The organism is Microbacterium oxydans (genome assembly GCF_006540085.1).
Taxonomy (GTDB): domain Bacteria; phylum Actinomycetota; class Actinomycetes; order Actinomycetales; family Microbacteriaceae; genus Microbacterium; species Microbacterium oxydans.
In genome coordinates this window covers 445,666-460,646 of the sequence record NZ_BJOG01000004.1, presented here as the reverse complement: position 1 = coordinate 460,646, position 14,981 = coordinate 445,666, and the positions used below count along the sequence as shown (strand labels likewise).

General features: G+C 68.6%; 20 protein-coding genes and 4 tRNA genes. 18 read left to right on the top strand and 6 right to left on the bottom strand.

Annotation, left to right across the window (positions count from 1 at the left end):
* Nucleotides 1-214: 214 nt before the first annotated feature.
* From MOX01_RS10190 to MOX01_RS19305, 12 genes are all read left to right on the top strand, one after another.
* Entirely contained in the window at nucleotides 215-418 is a 204-nt protein-coding gene (locus MOX01_RS10190) for a helix-turn-helix domain-containing protein (protein WP_141369511.1), read from the top strand.
* Between the two features lie 9 nt (nucleotides 419-427).
* Nucleotides 428-622 (top strand): hypothetical protein, encoded by a 195-nt coding sequence (locus tag MOX01_RS10185; RefSeq protein WP_170224190.1) that lies wholly within the window; start codon nucleotides 428-430, stop codon nucleotides 620-622.
* Between the two features lie 3 nt (nucleotides 623-625).
* The gene (locus MOX01_RS10180; protein WP_141369507.1) at nucleotides 626-1,120 is read left to right on the top strand and encodes a hypothetical protein; all 495 of its coding nucleotides are present in this window, start codon (nucleotides 626-628) and stop codon (nucleotides 1,118-1,120) included.
* A gap of 373 nt (nucleotides 1,121-1,493) precedes the next feature.
* Nucleotides 1,494-2,453 (top strand): arsenate reductase/protein-tyrosine-phosphatase family protein, encoded by a 960-nt coding sequence (locus tag MOX01_RS10175; protein ID WP_141369505.1) that lies wholly within the window; start codon nucleotides 1,494-1,496, stop codon nucleotides 2,451-2,453.
* A gap of 269 nt (nucleotides 2,454-2,722) precedes the next feature.
* Entirely contained in the window at nucleotides 2,723-3,139 is a 417-nt protein-coding gene (locus tag MOX01_RS10170; protein ID WP_141369503.1) for a hypothetical protein, read from the top strand.
* A 259-nt stretch (nucleotides 3,140-3,398) separates the two neighbouring features.
* Nucleotides 3,399-3,749, top strand: a complete 351-nt coding sequence (locus MOX01_RS10165; RefSeq protein ID WP_141369501.1) for a hypothetical protein — start codon at nucleotides 3,399-3,401, stop codon at nucleotides 3,747-3,749.
* A 14-nt stretch (nucleotides 3,750-3,763) separates the two neighbouring features.
* Entirely contained in the window at nucleotides 3,764-4,006 is a 243-nt protein-coding gene (locus tag MOX01_RS10160; RefSeq protein WP_141369499.1) for a hypothetical protein, read from the top strand.
* Nucleotides 4,003-4,347, top strand: coding sequence for a hypothetical protein (locus MOX01_RS10155; RefSeq protein WP_141369497.1), 345 nt, complete (start codon nucleotides 4,003-4,005; stop codon nucleotides 4,345-4,347). Before MOX01_RS10160 ends, MOX01_RS10155 begins: the two co-directional genes overlap by 4 nt.
* A complete protein-coding gene (locus MOX01_RS10150; protein ID WP_141369495.1) occupies nucleotides 4,344-4,694 on the top strand; it encodes a hypothetical protein in 351 nt (116 codons plus the stop codon). The genes MOX01_RS10155 and MOX01_RS10150 overlap by 4 nt, the downstream gene beginning before the upstream one ends.
* Nucleotides 4,695-4,959: 265 nt before the next feature.
* A complete protein-coding gene (locus tag MOX01_RS10145) occupies nucleotides 4,960-5,889 on the top strand; it encodes a hypothetical protein (protein WP_141369493.1) in 930 nt (309 codons plus the stop codon).
* A 4-nt stretch (nucleotides 5,890-5,893) separates the two neighbouring features.
* Complete coding sequence (locus MOX01_RS10140) at nucleotides 5,894-6,142, top strand: hypothetical protein (RefSeq protein WP_141369491.1); 249 nt, start codon at nucleotides 5,894-5,896, stop codon at nucleotides 6,140-6,142.
* A 10-nt stretch (nucleotides 6,143-6,152) separates the two neighbouring features.
* Nucleotides 6,153-7,028: a translation initiation factor IF-2 N-terminal domain-containing protein gene (locus MOX01_RS19305; RefSeq protein ID WP_211368747.1), complete on the top strand. Its 876-nt coding sequence runs from the start codon at nucleotides 6,153-6,155 to the stop codon at nucleotides 7,026-7,028.
* Nucleotides 7,029-7,119: 91 nt separating this feature from the next.
* Here MOX01_RS19305 and MOX01_RS10130 read toward each other — a convergent pair.
* The 3 genes from MOX01_RS10130 to MOX01_RS10120 form a co-directional block, all read right to left on the bottom strand.
* Nucleotides 7,120-7,191, bottom strand: a tRNA-Val gene (locus MOX01_RS10130).
* A gap of 27 nt (nucleotides 7,192-7,218) precedes the next feature.
* Nucleotides 7,219-7,289, bottom strand: a tRNA-Cys gene (locus tag MOX01_RS10125).
* A gap of 54 nt (nucleotides 7,290-7,343) precedes the next feature.
* A tRNA-Gly gene (locus tag MOX01_RS10120) sits at nucleotides 7,344-7,416 on the bottom strand.
* A gap of 151 nt (nucleotides 7,417-7,567) precedes the next feature.
* Here MOX01_RS10120 and MOX01_RS10115 point away from each other — a divergent pair.
* From MOX01_RS10115 to MOX01_RS10105, 4 genes are all read left to right on the top strand, one after another.
* Nucleotides 7,568-7,643, top strand: a tRNA-Val gene (locus MOX01_RS10115).
* A 463-nt stretch (nucleotides 7,644-8,106) separates the two neighbouring features.
* Entirely contained in the window at nucleotides 8,107-9,753 is a 1,647-nt protein-coding gene (locus MOX01_RS10110; RefSeq protein ID WP_141369686.1) for a sodium:solute symporter family protein, read from the top strand.
* Nucleotides 9,753-9,884, top strand: coding sequence for a putative transporter small subunit (locus tag MOX01_RS19300; protein WP_211368750.1), 132 nt, complete (start codon nucleotides 9,753-9,755; stop codon nucleotides 9,882-9,884). The genes MOX01_RS10110 and MOX01_RS19300 overlap by 1 nt, the downstream gene beginning before the upstream one ends.
* 102 nt (nucleotides 9,885-9,986) lie before the next feature.
* Entirely contained in the window at nucleotides 9,987-10,868 is an 882-nt protein-coding gene (locus MOX01_RS10105; protein WP_141369489.1) for an aldo/keto reductase, read from the top strand.
* Between the two features lie 20 nt (nucleotides 10,869-10,888).
* On the opposite strand, the gene MOX01_RS10100 is transcribed toward MOX01_RS10105, so the two are convergent.
* The gene (locus MOX01_RS10100; RefSeq protein ID WP_174799770.1) at nucleotides 10,889-11,986 is read right to left on the bottom strand and encodes a PQQ-dependent sugar dehydrogenase; all 1,098 of its coding nucleotides are present in this window, start codon (nucleotides 11,984-11,986) and stop codon (nucleotides 10,889-10,891) included.
* A 92-nt stretch (nucleotides 11,987-12,078) separates the two neighbouring features.
* Here MOX01_RS10100 and MOX01_RS10095 point away from each other — a divergent pair, with 92 nt between their 5' ends.
* Entirely contained in the window at nucleotides 12,079-12,522 is a 444-nt protein-coding gene (locus MOX01_RS10095) for a GIY-YIG nuclease family protein (protein WP_141369487.1), read from the top strand.
* 70 nt (nucleotides 12,523-12,592) lie between these two features.
* On the opposite strand, the gene MOX01_RS10090 is transcribed toward MOX01_RS10095, so the two are convergent.
* A complete protein-coding gene (locus tag MOX01_RS10090) occupies nucleotides 12,593-12,979 on the bottom strand; it encodes an SPW repeat domain-containing protein (protein WP_058631749.1) in 387 nt (128 codons plus the stop codon).
* Between the two features lie 281 nt (nucleotides 12,980-13,260).
* On the opposite strand from MOX01_RS10090, the gene MOX01_RS10085 reads away from it, so the two are divergent.
* On the top strand, nucleotides 13,261-14,418 hold the full coding sequence (locus MOX01_RS10085) for an N-acetyltransferase DgcN family protein (RefSeq protein WP_174799769.1): 1,158 nt from the start codon (nucleotides 13,261-13,263) through the stop codon (nucleotides 14,416-14,418).
* On the opposite strand, the gene MOX01_RS10080 is transcribed toward MOX01_RS10085, so the two are convergent.
* Nucleotides 14,384-14,968, bottom strand: coding sequence for a type II toxin-antitoxin system PemK/MazF family toxin (locus MOX01_RS10080; protein WP_046747194.1), 585 nt, complete (start codon nucleotides 14,966-14,968; stop codon nucleotides 14,384-14,386). The genes MOX01_RS10085 and MOX01_RS10080 overlap by 35 nt on opposite strands.
* Nucleotides 14,969-14,981: the final 13 nt, after the last annotated feature.

The window sequence follows — 14,981 nt, the reverse complement described above, 5'->3', positions numbered from 1 at the left end:
TGACCCAACCGCGCGTCACTAGACAATAGGCTTAACCCCAAGTGTTTATCCCTCTGATCAGGACTTTACATCTGTCCTTGTGTGGCGTAGGTTTGGCTGTGACGGACCGGCCCCGCGGTGTAAGACGCGGGGAACCACTGGGCCGACGCTCAACCGAAAGGCACCCCGACGCGCACCCGCGCCGGGCTGATTCTCGATACCGGAAGCCCTTTCGATGCCTGAGCCGAGTCCCGTCTATCTCTCCCTGACCTCTGCCGCGGTCCGGTTCGATGTGAGCCGCAAGACGATCAAGCGCGCCATCGACCGCGGCGACATACCCGCCGTGAAACTCGGCTCCCGCGGCGATCTGCGCGTGCGCATCGCCGACCTCGACCGCTGGGCGCGCCCCGTGCGCAACGGCGCGGAGAGCGAGGGCTGAGCCGTGAGGATGCGTCTCATCTACCCGGAGGATGGCGAGCCATCTCTCGCTGACGATATTGCGGCGGGCCGGGCCGTCGAATGCCCGTACTGCTCGGACGCGACGGAGAACGTCGACTACTGGGAGCCCGGAGCCGAGTACGACTCGCACGTCGCCGAGTGCGAGGCATCCGCGAACCTTATCGAGCGATGGGCCGAGGGCTGAGCCGTGGCGATCCCCACGCGAGAGGCGATAGACGGCCTGCTCCTCGCCCTCGCAGACGATGACGGCGTGAGCGTCCACACGTCAGCGCTCCGAGTGCTCCGCGCCGTGCTCGACCGGATCGGCCCGGACGGATTCTGCTGGGCGGATGCGTTCGACCTCGCCGACGCCGCCCGGCTCCGTGTGACGAAGGGAGCCCGACGCGGCGCACCGGCCACCGACACGGCAGAGCGAGCGCTGAAAGCATGGGCCGCGCTCGGCGTGCTCGACCGGCTCGAAGCACGCTCCCAGGGCGGCGCGAGGCGGCATGTCCTGTACTACTGCCTGAGGCTCACGGGCATCCCCGCGCCCGTGCTCCCCCGCGGCCTCCGGTACGCCGTCCTGAGGCCGTGCGAGACGCCCGAGTGCGAGCCCGAGGTGACCGTGCCCGAGGGATACACGCTAGGTGGCGCACTTTCCGCGCCACCTGTCGCCGACTGGGAACGCGAGGCAATGCGATGACCCGCGCCGAGAGGGCAAGAACGACCCGCGTCCCTTACTCCCGACTGGTGGCGCACTTTCTGCGCCACCTAGAGGCGACCACCTCGCTACCGCTCGGCGGACGCCTCTCCGAGGCACCTCGCGACCCAGCCGCCGCACCATTCCCGACGACGCGACCCGGCGAGATTGTCGGCGGCTCCCTGCCGCTCGGCTCCCGCATCGGGACTGCCGCCCTCCGGTCGCTCCGCTCCCTGCGGTTGGCCTCTATGACCCCTGCCGAACTCCCAGCATCCACCATCACTACCCGGCCCCGTCAGGCGACCCGGGTACGCGCGCGCGGCGCGGGCGGAGAGGTCCGAACCGCTGTTCGTCATCGCATCGACTGGAGGGCCGCATGAATCCGTACGACTGGATGATGCTCATGCGGGAGGAAGGGCGAAACCCGCACCCGCCCGCCGACCTGCCCGGCCTGTTCGCCGACCGGCACCGCACTGGCATCTCGCTCGACGTGCTCGCCGCCATCCTCAGCGTGTCGTGGGCGAAGGGCGCCGGGCCGGACGGCTGGCCCCTGCGCGAACTCCCCCGCGACGAATGGGTGCGGCTGTTCCGCGAAGTCGGATACCTCTACGGCGGCGCATGTGCCCCCGAGGCGATCCCGACCGAGACGCTGACGCTCTACCGCGGCGCGGTGCCCGAGTACAGCCGCGGGCTGAGTTGGACGACCGCGCCGAACGACGCCCGATTCTTTGGCGCGCGGTACGACCGGGACCGGGCGCGCCTCTACGTGGTCGACGCCGAGCCGGGATGGATGCTCGGGCGCGTCCCTGCTGGGCCGTTCTCGCCCGGCGGTGAGTACATCGTGGATGTGCCCGAGGGCGCGGAGCGCCTGCACACGCCGCCGGTCGTCGGGCGTCCCTGGCGCGTGCTGTTCGTGTGCGTCGGGAACATCTGCCGCTCGCCGCTGGCCGAACTCGTGTTGCGCGACATGGCGGCTGAGCACGGCCTGAACGTCGAAGCGGCTTCCGTGGGCGTCTCAGCGATGCACGGCGACCCGATGGACCCCGGCACGCTCGCCACGGCGGAGCGGCACGGCCTCGACGGCTCCGCGCACTTCGCCCGCCGCCTGACGATGGACGACCGCAACGCCGATTGCGTCGTGCCGCTCGACCCGTTCGCGGCGGGCATCGTGCGTCTCGTGTTCAAGGGCACGGATGCACTCGTGATGCCGCGCCCCGTGCCGAACCCGTGGCGGCGCTCCGACGACGTGCAAGAGGACGCCTACCGGCTCATCGTGGACGTGTGCGGCGAAGTCTGCGCCGAGGCCCGCGCCGCGCTCACCTCCGAGGCGGCATAATGAGCGCGCGCTACTGGCTTGATACCAGCGACGGCGGGCCGATTTTGCCGCGTGATTCCGCATCCGTTGGCAGCGTGGCGCTCGCCGAGGCCGATTCATGCAACGCCCGTGCAACAGTGCGAGCGTCGCGAGCCCTCGCGCCCGCCGAGCCTCGAAGCGCTGTACGGCTCTCTGACGGCCTGAACTCCTCAGACGGCCAACTACCGCACCCCGGCTCCGTTCGCTCGCAGACGGCCCCGCCGCGCCTTAATCCGGCGGCATTCCTCGGCGTGGTCACCCTCGCGACGCGCTACAGCCTCGCTCAGCCCGGATACCTCGCCCTGCACGCCCGCATCCGCCGCCAGCGCGGGCCGGCCTCTGCACGCGCCTGCTGGCGCTGTGGCCGTCGGGCTCGCGTGTGGTCATGCATCGCCCCGCCCGGCGACCGCATCCGCGGCGTCTCCGGCTCCGCCGCTCCCGCGTGGTACTCGCTGAACCCTGACGACTATCGGCCCGCCTGTAGCCGATGCGCCGCCCTCGATGACCGCGAGCACGCCGAAGCCCGCCGAGCCGTCGCACACCTCGCGCTCTCCCCGATCCCGAAGCGCCGCCGCGCACCCGCTCCCCCGCCGACGGCACCCGAACCCCAGCCGCCCGCCCTATTCACCCTCGACCCGACCGACCCGACCCACTGGGAGATGTCATGACCCACACGCCCCACCCCGTGCCGCGCCCTCTCGGCGTCGTCGCCGTGCCCGCACGCACGCCTGCGCGCATTATGCGCGTGCACGCTCGCGTACACACGCCCGCGCGAGGCGGTGCCCGATGAGCGCTACGCCGTGCGGTCACCCCGACAATGCCGTGTACGTCACGAAGCGCGGGCGGCACGGATGCCGCGAGTGTGACTCCGCGGCGCGTCGCTCCCGCCCGAAGCCCGAACCCGAGTCAGCCCCGAGCGATCCGCCGGTGCAATCTGGTGCCGTCGCCACGCTCGCCCGCGACCTCGCACAGCGTGCCGTCGACGCCGCTCCCGAACTCGCGCTAGACCGGTTCGCCGTGGCGCTGACATCCTGGGCAACCGCCGAGGCCGTGGCGCAACTCATCCGCGAACGAATCGACGCCGCGTCGCCGTTCACAGACCGTGGACAGCCGCGCGCGTCCCTGCTCGCGGCGCACACTGCCGCAGAGCGCACCGCAGAACGGCTCCGTGACGGCCTCGGCCTCACACCCCGTTCGGCGGCGGCGATAATTGCCGCGGTTAGGGCGGGCGGCATCGGCCTGCTGAGCACACCCGAGCGCGAACGGCTGGGCGTCTGATGATCCGCCCGAGCATGGACCCCGAACGTATCCGCGCCGCCCTCGGCATCCCGACGCGCCCTCACGGGAGCGTCGAAGAAGCCCTAACCGCGCTCGCCGCCCTGAAAGCAAAGCGCGAGAGGCTGGGCATCGACACGCCATCGCCGTACCCACCCGGTGCCACGCCCGAGGAACGCCGCGCCCTCGCGCAGGCGGCGCTCGAAGAACTCGTGCGCGCTCACCGGCCCGTGTCGTCATGGGGACTGTCATGGCGATGACCCGTCGCACACCGCCGACCCTCGCCGAGCGCGAGGCACGGGCGCGTGTCGTGACCGCGGAGCGCGTCGCCGCCGACCGTGCCGCCGCCCGCGTGGCTCACGTCGCCGACGTTCGCGAACGCCTGGCACTCGCCGAGGCCCGCCGTTCCGCCCGACCGATCACCGGCATGAACGTGTACACCCAACCACCGACAACGCCGACGCTCGGCGCCCAGGCGACCCGTGAGCGCGCCGTGCCCGGCCTCACCGCCGCCGCCGAACTCCTTGCCGCCGAAGCACATGCCGATGCCCTCGCCACGATCCCCGAGAACCACACCGCCTACGACTGGAGCCGACCATGAGCCACCGCACCGCTGACAACGACCGTGAGCGCATCCACCTCGCCCGCCACCCCGGCCACATCTCCGACGACCGCCGCGACCAGACCGAAACGGCGTACCGCGAAATCGTGTCAGGCCGATACCAGGGCAAGAGCCGAAGCCTCGCGGCCCTCGACCTCGGACACGACCGCACGCCGGACGCCGCCGCCGTCGCGAGGCTCGCGAGCGAACTCAGCCGAAGCGCGGTCATGCCCGCCGCCCTCGCCATCTCGTGCCCCGAGCATCACGCCGCCCCCGGCGCGTACTGCTTCCGCGGCGCGCACGCCGTGTGCGGCGACCGCCTCGACCGACGGCCCCGCCATGCCTGAGCGTCGGTACCGCGGCGAATCGTGGTCGCATGCGCTTCTCCGCGCCGAACTCGCCGCCGCCGCGGAGCGCCGCGCCGAGCAAGAGCGCGCGGAGCGTGAGGCCGAAGCGAAGCGAGCCCGCGCCGCCCGCCGCCGCGCCGCCGCACCTACGCCGCCCCCCGCACCGAAACCCGCCGAGACGCCACCCGAGCCCAAAGCGCCCCGCACCCTCGGCTGGCAAGACCTAACCCCCGACGAACTCCGCCGATTCTGAGAGAGCCCCACCATGACCACGACCACCAAGCCCGACACCCGCCCCCTCCCCCTCGGCATCCGCCACCTGCCCGACGCCGAACACATCGCATGCAAGGACTGCGGCACCCCGTGCGGCCCCGACGCGCCCCGGACGACGTTCACCGTCACCGGGAGGATGGACCCCCGCGGGCGGCTGATCGAAGGACTGTCCGAAGTCACGTTCGGACAGTGCCCCGCGTGCGCCGACCTCGATGCACACGCCGCCCGCACTCTGGACACGCACCCCAGCATCCGCCGCATGATCGGCTCACCGAGTATCGGACAGCACCGCATCGCCTCGGCCTTCCGAGCGCTCGCCGCCATCGGCGCGACGCCCGCCGCGACGTACAGCGCCGACGGCCTCCTCTCGCTCCTCAACCGGCTCTCCTCGCGCGGAGCCGCCGCATCCTGGCACCGGCGGTTCGCGCCCGTTCGGGAGGAGGACGCACGCCGCGGGACAGCCGCCGTAGAGCCGTGGCTCCATGTGAGCCCGGACCTCCTCGCGGACATTCGCCACGAGTACGGTGACCACCTCGCCGACCGCATGCCGCCTCGCCCCGTTGCCTGCCCGACCGGCGGCTGTGCGTGGTGCGGGCTCGGCACTGTCCTGGCGAAGCGCACCGCGAAGCCGTGGACGCCGCACGATCTGAGCCCGGTGAGCCTCGGCGGCGTCGGACGCCCGATGCAAGCGCACCTCTGCCCGACATGCGAACGCGCCCGCGAGTTCGGCGACTCGATGTCCTCCGCGGTGCTCGACCTCATCGACGGCGACCGTGCGATGCGCCGCCGCGTGCCGCACGAGCCCGACCTCGACGGCGTGCACGGCTGGGCCGTCTCAGGCCACGAGCACCCGAACACGGAACCGTGGGCGCATCTCGACCTCGACGGCCTGCGGATGCTCCTCGCACGGGCGGACTACTGAGCCCGTGGGCGACCCGAGCGAACCGCGCCTCTCCACGTACCGCGGGAACGACGAAGCCCGGACGCTCGGCATCGCCCTCCTCCGCGCCACCGAACGCGGCGAGCGTGTCCCGTGCGATGGCCTCGACCCCGCGACCGTCCGCCCGAGCACGTGCGCGGCCTGCCCGCTCGCCGTCCGCGAAGCATGCGGCGACTACGGACGCGTATCCGGCCTCGTCGGCACGTTCGGCGGCGTGCGTCTCCGAGCCCGATAGAGTGCGCGGCATGGGCAAACCGCGCGTGCACGAAGTGGCTCACGAACTCGGCATCGACAGCAAAGTGCTGTTGAAGTTCCTCCGCTCCGATGGCGAGTTCGTGAAGTCTCCGTCGTCCACCATTCAGGTGCCCGTGGCGCGGCGCATTCGTCAGCGCTGGGCACGCGAGGGCGAATCGTTCCTAATCACGCTCCACTCGTCGGCTCTCGGCGACCTGTCGCGACTCGAATGGACGCCGCGCGCCATGCCCAGGAACCTCGACGCCGCGACGACTCTCCTTGCGAGCGCCGCACCGTCAGCGCGCATGTTCCGCCTACTGAAAGACGCGACCGCCGGGCGACGATTCTTCTACCTCCGCGCCGACGCACTCGGCGAGTTCGATGAGCCCACGCGACCCGACGCGCTCCCTCCGAGCGATTCCGGCGTTGCGTACCTCGCCGACACCGAGCAACTACTGATGTGGGCGGGCGGAGAATGCGCGGTGCCGACGTGGCGCGCGCTCTCACTCGCCGCCCCGAACGTGCGGGTGCATCCGGTCAGCGCTCTCGACCGCGACGCACCCCGGTTGCTCCATCGGCTGGCGTCGGCCCGCACCCGTGACCTCGGCGCGGCGCGCTCCGCCCGCACTACTCCTAACGAGCGTTCGGGCGCGACCGTGCGGGGCCGACCGGATGTCGTCATGGTCTACCGTCCGACCGGCGAAGGTGAGAGCCGAGGCCCGGCGACCGCGAGGCGCACTCCCGACCATCGATGGACCGTGCGCGGTCACAGCCGACGTCAATGGCACCCGTCCACGAAGACGCACGAAGTCGTCTGGATCGAGCCTCACACCGCGGGGCCGCGGGACGCTCCGCTGATCGACGTGGAGCACGTCGAAGTGTTCTGAATGCCCGCTGGATTGCACGTAGGTTGCACGCGGGTGACACTCGCCAGACCGGGGAATGCAAAAACCCCGGCTGAACCGGGGTTTTTATCTGTGCGCGATACTGGGATCGAACCAGTGACCTCTTCCGTGTCAGGGAAGCGCGCTACCGCTGCGCCAATCGCGCCCGTTGGGGCTATTCAGTTTTCCCGTGAGGTGGCGACGGGATTCGAACCCGTGTAAACGGCTTTGCAGGCCGGTGCCTAGCCGCTCGGCCACGCCACCGTGTGGATTGACCCCACGTGCTGCACGCCTTCCTGAGAAGACCTGCTGCACTCGAGCGGATGACGAGACTCGAACTCGCGACCCCAACCTTGGCAAGGTTGTGCGCTACCAACTGCGCTACATCCGCATTTCGTTCCCGGTTGTCCCGGGCACTCATGAAACATTAGCCGAAGATCCGCACTCCGCCAAACCGGCAGCGAATCTCGCGCGTGTCTCGCTGAGTGGTCTTCACCGCCCCGTAGCGTCCGGTAGTATCGGTTGACGTACCCCAGAGGTATGGGCGATTGGCGCAGTTGGTAGCGCGCTTCCTTCACACGGAAGAGGTCATCGGTTCGAGTCCGGTATCGCCCACCATCCAGCCCCCGGTCTGCCCGGGGGCTTTCTTGTTCTCTCATCACGTGCCCCGCGAGTTTCCTGAGAACTTGCTATGGTCGAAAGACGCTCATCCCCCGGAGCGATGGTCACGCGTTCACGGTGATCTCAGGCGTCAGATGCCCGGAGGCTCACCGACGCGATCCACGAATCCCGTTCGAGGATGCACTGCTGTTCGGTGCGCCCGGAAACGGCCGTCCCGAAAGGAGCCGCACCCCGGGCCACTCGTCTGTGTGCTGCGATGCGCCTCAGTGGTCCAGGTTCGTTCTCGCCATGTCGACCGCTTACCGCAGCCCCCGCAATCCCCAACACCAGACGACGCAGTACTCCCCCACCTAGCGGGACTCGTTCTCCATCGACACGCGGCAACGCCGCATCACGACGAGAAAGCGAGTACCCGGTGGAAGAATTCACCACACTGTCAGGCCCGATCGTGGTCCTGCTCATGCTGCTGTTCTTCGGCGGCAGCCTCTACATGTCCATCCGCATCTCCCGAAGAAAGGAGAACGCCGACGGATACATGACCGGCGGCGGCAAGATCGGCTTCGGTATCTCGGCCGCGTCGATGACGGCCACCTGGATCTGGGCATCCTCGATGTACGCCTCTGCGACATCCGGATACACCTACGGCATCTCCGGGCCCATCCACTACGGCCTCTGGGGCGCGCTGATGATCCTGCTCATCTACCCCTTCGGTCGACGCATCCGCAAGGTCGCGCCCCACGCGCACACGATCGCCGAAGTGATGTTCGCCCGCCACGGGCGCTCGAGCCAGCTCATGCTCGCCGGCTCCAACGTGCTCGGGAGCCTCATCAGCCTCACGTCGAACCTGATCGCCGGCGGAGCACTGGTCGCGATGCTGTCACCGTTCACGTTCACGCAGGGCATCGTCGCCATCGCGATCGGCGTTCTGGCCTACACGCTGTGGTCGGGGTTCCGGGCCTCCGTGCTGACCGACTTCGCGCAGGTCATCGCCATGCTGGGAGCGGTCGCGATCATCGTCCCGGTGATCTTCTTCGCCGCGGGGGGACCTGAATTGTTCGTCACGGGCGCGTCGAACCTCACTCCGCAGCAGCGAGACTTCTTCTCCTCGGATGCCTTCTTCAACCAGGGAGCGCCGTACATCGCTGCCGTGCTCGCCTACGCCATCGGGAACCAGACCATCGCACAGCGGCTCTTCGCGGTTCGCGAAGACTTGATCAAGAAGACCTTCGTCACGGCGACCTTCGGTTATGGCGCATCGATCATCGGCATCGGCATGCTGGGCGTGCTCGCCCTGTACGCGGGAGTCCAGCCCATGGACGGCGACGTGAACAACCTGATCCCGCAGATGGCGTCGACCTATCTGCCGCCGATCCTGATCTGCGTGTTCTTCGTCATGATCATCGGATCGCTGTCCTCCACCGCGGATGCCGATATGACAGCGCTCTCGTCGATCATGATGGCTGACGTCTACGGCCAGAACATCGCGGGGAAGAAGAACGCGAACCCGAAGACGATGCTGCTCGTCGGCCGACTCACGATGATCGGCGCGACGGCCGCAGCGCTCTGCTTCGCGTCGATGCAGTTCAACATCCTCGACCTGCTGGTCTTCGTCGGCGCGATGTGGGGAGCGCTCGTGTTCCCCGTCATCGCGAGCTTCTACTGGGATCGCGTCACGAACTCCGCGTTCAGCATCGCCGTGATCGCCGCCCTCGCCGCGTTCCTGCCGGTGCGATTCGAGTGGATCTCCCTGTCCGGCGGCTGGGGGCTCGTGAGTGACATCCTGTCGGTCATCGGGATCGGGGTGGTCCTCGCTCTGATGTCGTTCGGCTTCTTCGGCCTGCGGGTGGCACTGATCGTCGGTGGGCTCGCCACCGTCATATCGGCTCCGTTCGCGATCGGCTTCCTCCACGAGTATCCGGTGCTGTCGGGCTCGCTGGTGGCCTACGCGGTGAGCACGCTCGTCTGCGTCGGCCTCACGATGATGAACAGGACGAGGAGATTCGACTTCGATCTGATCAAGGAACGCACCGGCCGCTTCGACACCGTGGCGGTCGCGCCGACAGCCGATGTGAAGGGCGACAACACGCTCGCCGGAAAGGACGCCTGATGGAGACCCTGCTGTTGACCGCCTACGTGCTGGTGTGGCCGATCATCGTCGTCGGCGTGCTCGCCGTCGTGATCCGCGCATTCGTGAAGGATGCCAAGGAAGCGAAACGCGAAGGACGCGACATCATCTGACGATCGAAGACCCCGCGCAGGCATAGACGAACCGTCTGTGCGGGGTCTGCCGGGTACTGACCGTACCTCCCACGCTCTGACGACCGGGCATAACGTCGAGTGATGACCACTCACCTCACCTTGAACAACGGGGTCGCGATGCCCGCACTGGGTTTCGGCGTCTTCCAGACTCCCCCCGCCGAGACGGCGGACGCCGTCGCTTCCGCTCTGGAGGTCGGATACCGACTCATCGACACCGCGGCGGCCTATGGGAACGAACGCGGCGTGGGCGACGCGCTCCGGGCGTCGGGTCTCCGCCGCGACGAGGTCTTCCTCGAGACGAAGGTCTGGATCTCCGACTACGGGTATTCGGAGACGCTCCACGCGTGGGAGAAGAGCGTCCGCAAGCTGCAGGTCGACGTGATCGACCTCTTCATCCTCCACCAGGCCCTCCCCGGAGAGTTCGATCGCACCATCAGCGCCTACAGGGCTCTCGAGGCCCTGCTCGCGGAGGGCAAGGCACGAGCGATCGGCGTGAGCAACTTCATGGTGCCCCATCTCGAACGGCTGCTCGCGGAGACCACCATCGTGCCGGCGGTGAACCAGATCGAGGTGCACCCGTACTTCTCGCAGAAGCCGCTGCAGCGGCTCGGCACGGAGCACGGCATCCTCACCCAGGCATGGTCGCCGATCGGCGGCATCACGTCTTACCGAGGGGACGAGTCCCGAAGCACGTTCAACGACCCCGTGATCCGTGCGATCGCCGAGGCGCACGGCAAGACGACCGCTCAGGTGATGTTGCGCTGGCATCTCCAGAACGGCGTCCAGGCCATTCCGAAGTCCGTCACGCCCGCTCGCATCGCCGAGAACTTCGACGTCTTCGACTTCGTGCTCAGCACCGACGAGATCGGTCGCATCGACGATCTCGACTCCGGTGTGCGCGGTGGACCTGAGCCTGAGGCCATCACGCTCGAGGCGTTCGGGCGCGAGATTCCCGAAGAGTGAGGTCGGCGCCAACCGCCGCGCTACTCGATCTGGACACGGACGACGCGGTCGTCGCCTTCGCGCGGATCACCACGCCCGTCCGTGTTGTTCGTGAGGATCCAGAGCGCCCCGTCGGGAGCGACCGCGACGTCGCGCAGCCTCCCGAGCGCGCCGACCAAGTGCTCCTCGGCGATGCGGAGAGCGGAGAGCGGCGCTTCCCGGAGCCGCTCCCCTCGGAGGTTCGCAATGAAGATCGATCCCGACGCGATCGCGATGCCGCTCGGACTCGCGATGTCCGGCGGCCACTGCTGGATCGGATCGACGAACTCCTCCCGATCGGCGATGCCCTCGACCGTCGGCCACCCGTAGTTGCCACCGGGCTCGATCACGTTCAGTTCGTCCCAGGTGTCCTGACCGAACTCACTCGCATACAGGGTTCCATCCTCATCCCACGCGAGTCCCTGCGGGTTCCGGTGTCCGAAGCTGTAGACGGCTGATCCGGCAACAGGATTGTCCTCCGGGATCTCCCCGTCGGGCGTGATGCGGAGGATCTTCCCTGCCAGCGACTCCAGGCCCTGTGCGCCATCGCGATCTCCTGCGTCTCCGACCGTGACGTAGAGCATGCCGTCGGGGCCGAAGGCGATCCGTCCGCCGTTGTGGTTCCCGGCGGCCGGGAGATCGGAGAGGATCGTCTCCGATCGGCCGAGCTCCATCGCCCCCGGCAGCCCCGACAGGGCGAAACGCTGCACCCTGTTCTCGTCGGCGGCCGTCGAGTACGCGTACAGCCACGCATCCCGTACGGCGATGCCGAGGAGCCCGCCCTCGCCGCGCGGCTCGACGCCGGGAACCACGCCGACCTCACGCAGCGCCCCCTCGTCCGAGACCTCGACGATGCGGGCGGTGTCGCGTTCACTGATCAACGCGACGTCTCCGGAGAAGGCGATGGACCAGGGAGCCGCCAGACCCTCCGCGATCGTCGTGACCTCTCCCGCTAGCATGTCTCCGGACTCCGCAGGGCGCGTCGGACCCGGTGGCGTGGGAGTCGTCGGCGTGACGGCCGGCGGCGCGCACGCAACGAGTGCGATCGCGCCGAGCCACAGCGCGAGCGACGCCTTCATCATCCGCACCGCCGCCATCATCCTCGTTCCCTCCGCCGATGGACTCGACCCTACGCACGTCGCGCCCCAGGGTGAAGAGCGCGGGTGTCCGAGGGGGCGCGTAGCCTGCCACGGTGTCGTCCGAACTCACACTGCCGGGTCCGTGCGCCCTCTGCGGGAACGCGCGAGGTGTCCGCCGAGACGGCGCCCTGTGCTGCAGCTCCTGCGGTTGGCGGTACGGTGATGCCCCCGATACCGACCTGCCTCTCCCCCGGGTCGATGTCGTCTACTACATCCGCTTCCACCGCCGCGTGAAGATCGGCACGAGCCGCCGTCCGCGGCAGCGACTGGCGAACATCCGGCATGAAGAGCTCCTCGCCTTCGAGCGCGGAGGGCGAGCTGTCGAGCAGCAACGCCACAGGGACTTCGCCAGCATCCGTGAAGGAGGCGAATGGTTCACCTTCACGGATGAGCTCCGCACCCACGTCGCCGCGCTCCAGCGGGAGGGCGATCCCTGGCGGCTCTGCGGCCGCTGGTTGAGCGAGACGCTCCGCGGCGTCGAAAGCACACGCGACTAGCCCCGACATGACGATGCCGGGCGACTGCTTCGGGAAGTCCAGTCGCCCGGCACCGCGTCCGGGGGTGGGGTCAGGCCGTTGCGGCGCGTCCCCGGGCGGTCGCGGGCTGCGGCTGGGAGAACAGCACCACGACGATCACGGCGACTCCGACGACGACGTGCGGGAGCCAGACGTTGAGCGCCTCACCGGCGAATCCGAAGATCCACGGCGAGAGCGCCAGGAAGAGGCTGGCGACGATGTCGAACACGAGGTGGACGGGCATCGGGATGAAGCCGAAGGGGCCCCACTCGTACTTCGTGAAGAGGCTGTAGACGATCAGCCCGACGCCGAGCACGATCGGGATGATGACCGCTGCTCCGCCGACACTCGCGAAGCCGAACAGCCAGGGGGCGGCGATGAGCGCGATGCCGACGATGTAGTCGAGGACTCCGTGGACCTTGGTGGGGATGAAACGCATGATTCCTCCTTGGGTGGCGCCGCTTTTCGCGACTCACCGATGGTTCGAAGCACACGTCCGATCGGATTGCCCTCCTTCATGCGTCGATCGGAAATCGAGGTGTTCCGGCCGGTCCGGCACCGGACCGGCCCTGCACTTCCTCGCGGCCCGGTCCCAGACAGCACTGCTACGGTGAAGATGTCGGCATCTTGTCGGCATCAGGGAAGACTTCTCGTCGACCAACGGGCCTCATCGGTCATTTCGTTCTCCGTCGCCTCCTCTGTGTGAGCCCGAGGAGCGTCATGCCCACCCCGTCAATCCCGTCCTTCATCGACCCCGCGCACGCGTGGGCTGCGCCCATCGCCCTCCCCGCGGGGACGACGGCGATCGTCTACTGCGAAGGCCAGTTCGGCGAGCAGGACGGCAAGACCGCCAACGGCCTGGTCCGCCACTCCGAGAAGTACGAGGTCCTCAGCGTCATCGACAGCACTCACGCCGGCGCGGATGCCGGAATGTTCCTGGACGGGCGCGCGAACGACATCCCGATCCTCGAGGGTCTCCCCACGGCTATCGCGCACGCCGGCCATGTCCCGGACTACCTGATCTGCGGCGTCGCCCCCGCCGACGGACTGCTCTCCGCCGACCAGCGGACAGTGCTCCTGGACGGCATCGCCCGCGGGATGCACATCATCAACGGCCTGCACGAGTTCCTCACAGACGATGCCGAGTTCGTCGCGGCCGCGCTGCTCGCCCAGGTCACGATCACCGACATCCGCCGCCCGAAGGACAAGAAGGATCTCCACCTGTTCTCCGGACGCATCTTCGACGTGACCTGCCCGCGTATCGCGATCCTCGGTACGGATGGAGCGATCGGCAAGCGCACGACAGCGACGATCCTCGTCCGTGCGCTCAACGAGCAGGGCATCCATGCCGTATTGGTCGGCACCGGTCAGACCACGATCATCCAGGGCGGGAGATACGGCGTCGCGCTCGACGCCCTCGTGCCGCAGTTCTGCTCGGGGGAGGTCGAGAACCAGGTGGTCGCGGCGTTCGAGGGCGAAGACCCCGACATGATCATCGTGGAGGGTCAGGGTGCGCTCAGCCACCCCGCGTACATCACCTCCGCTCACATCCTCCGCGGAAGCCAACCCGCAGGCGTCATCGTGCAGCATGCCCCGGGTCGTGCGGTCCTGGGCGACTTCCCGATGGTCGCGATGCCGACGGTCACGAGTGAGATCACGCTGATCGAGGCTTTCGCAGACACGAAGGTCATCGGCGTCACCGTGAACCACGAGAACCTCACGGCACAGCAGCTCGCCACAGCCATCGACGAGATCGAACTCGACACCGGACTCCCCGCCACGGATCCGCTGACCCGGCCGCTGAGCGAGCTCGTCGAGATGGTGCTGCAGTCGTTCCCGACGCTCAGCCCGCGACGGACCAGCCGTAACGCCGCGTGAGAGCAGCCACGACCCGGTCGTAACGGCCTCGATCGAGGACGGCGGCCTCCCGCCGCAGTCCTCTCTCGTGCACGCTGTACAGCTGCTCGACGTCGACCCAGGACTCTCGACCCTGAGAGTCCCACGTACCCGTGCCGATCGAGAGGTAGTCCCGCTCGCCGTCGTGGGGTTTGCTGGTCATCCGGACCGCGTACACGCGATCGACGGATTCCCGGCCGATCACCAGAACGGGACGATCCTTCCCGCGTCCGTCGTTCTCCTCGTAGGGCACCCAGGTCCAGACGATCTCTCCGGCGTCCGGGGCGCCGTCCCGCTGCGGCGTGTACGCGACCTGCAGGTTCGTGATCCGCTCCGGGTCAACGCGGAAGGTCTGGGTACCGCGCGTGGCTCCGCGATCTGGTCCGGTGGTCGCGGTCCCAGGACGCTCGTGGGGTGTCCGTAGACGCGCGTCCGGGCGCCTCGGACCTGATGTCCGAGACGCCCGGCCGGAGCCCACTGCCTTGAGCAGGATCTCCGCGAGTGTTGCCAGGATGCCGTTGGTCTTGCTCACACGGTCACCCTAA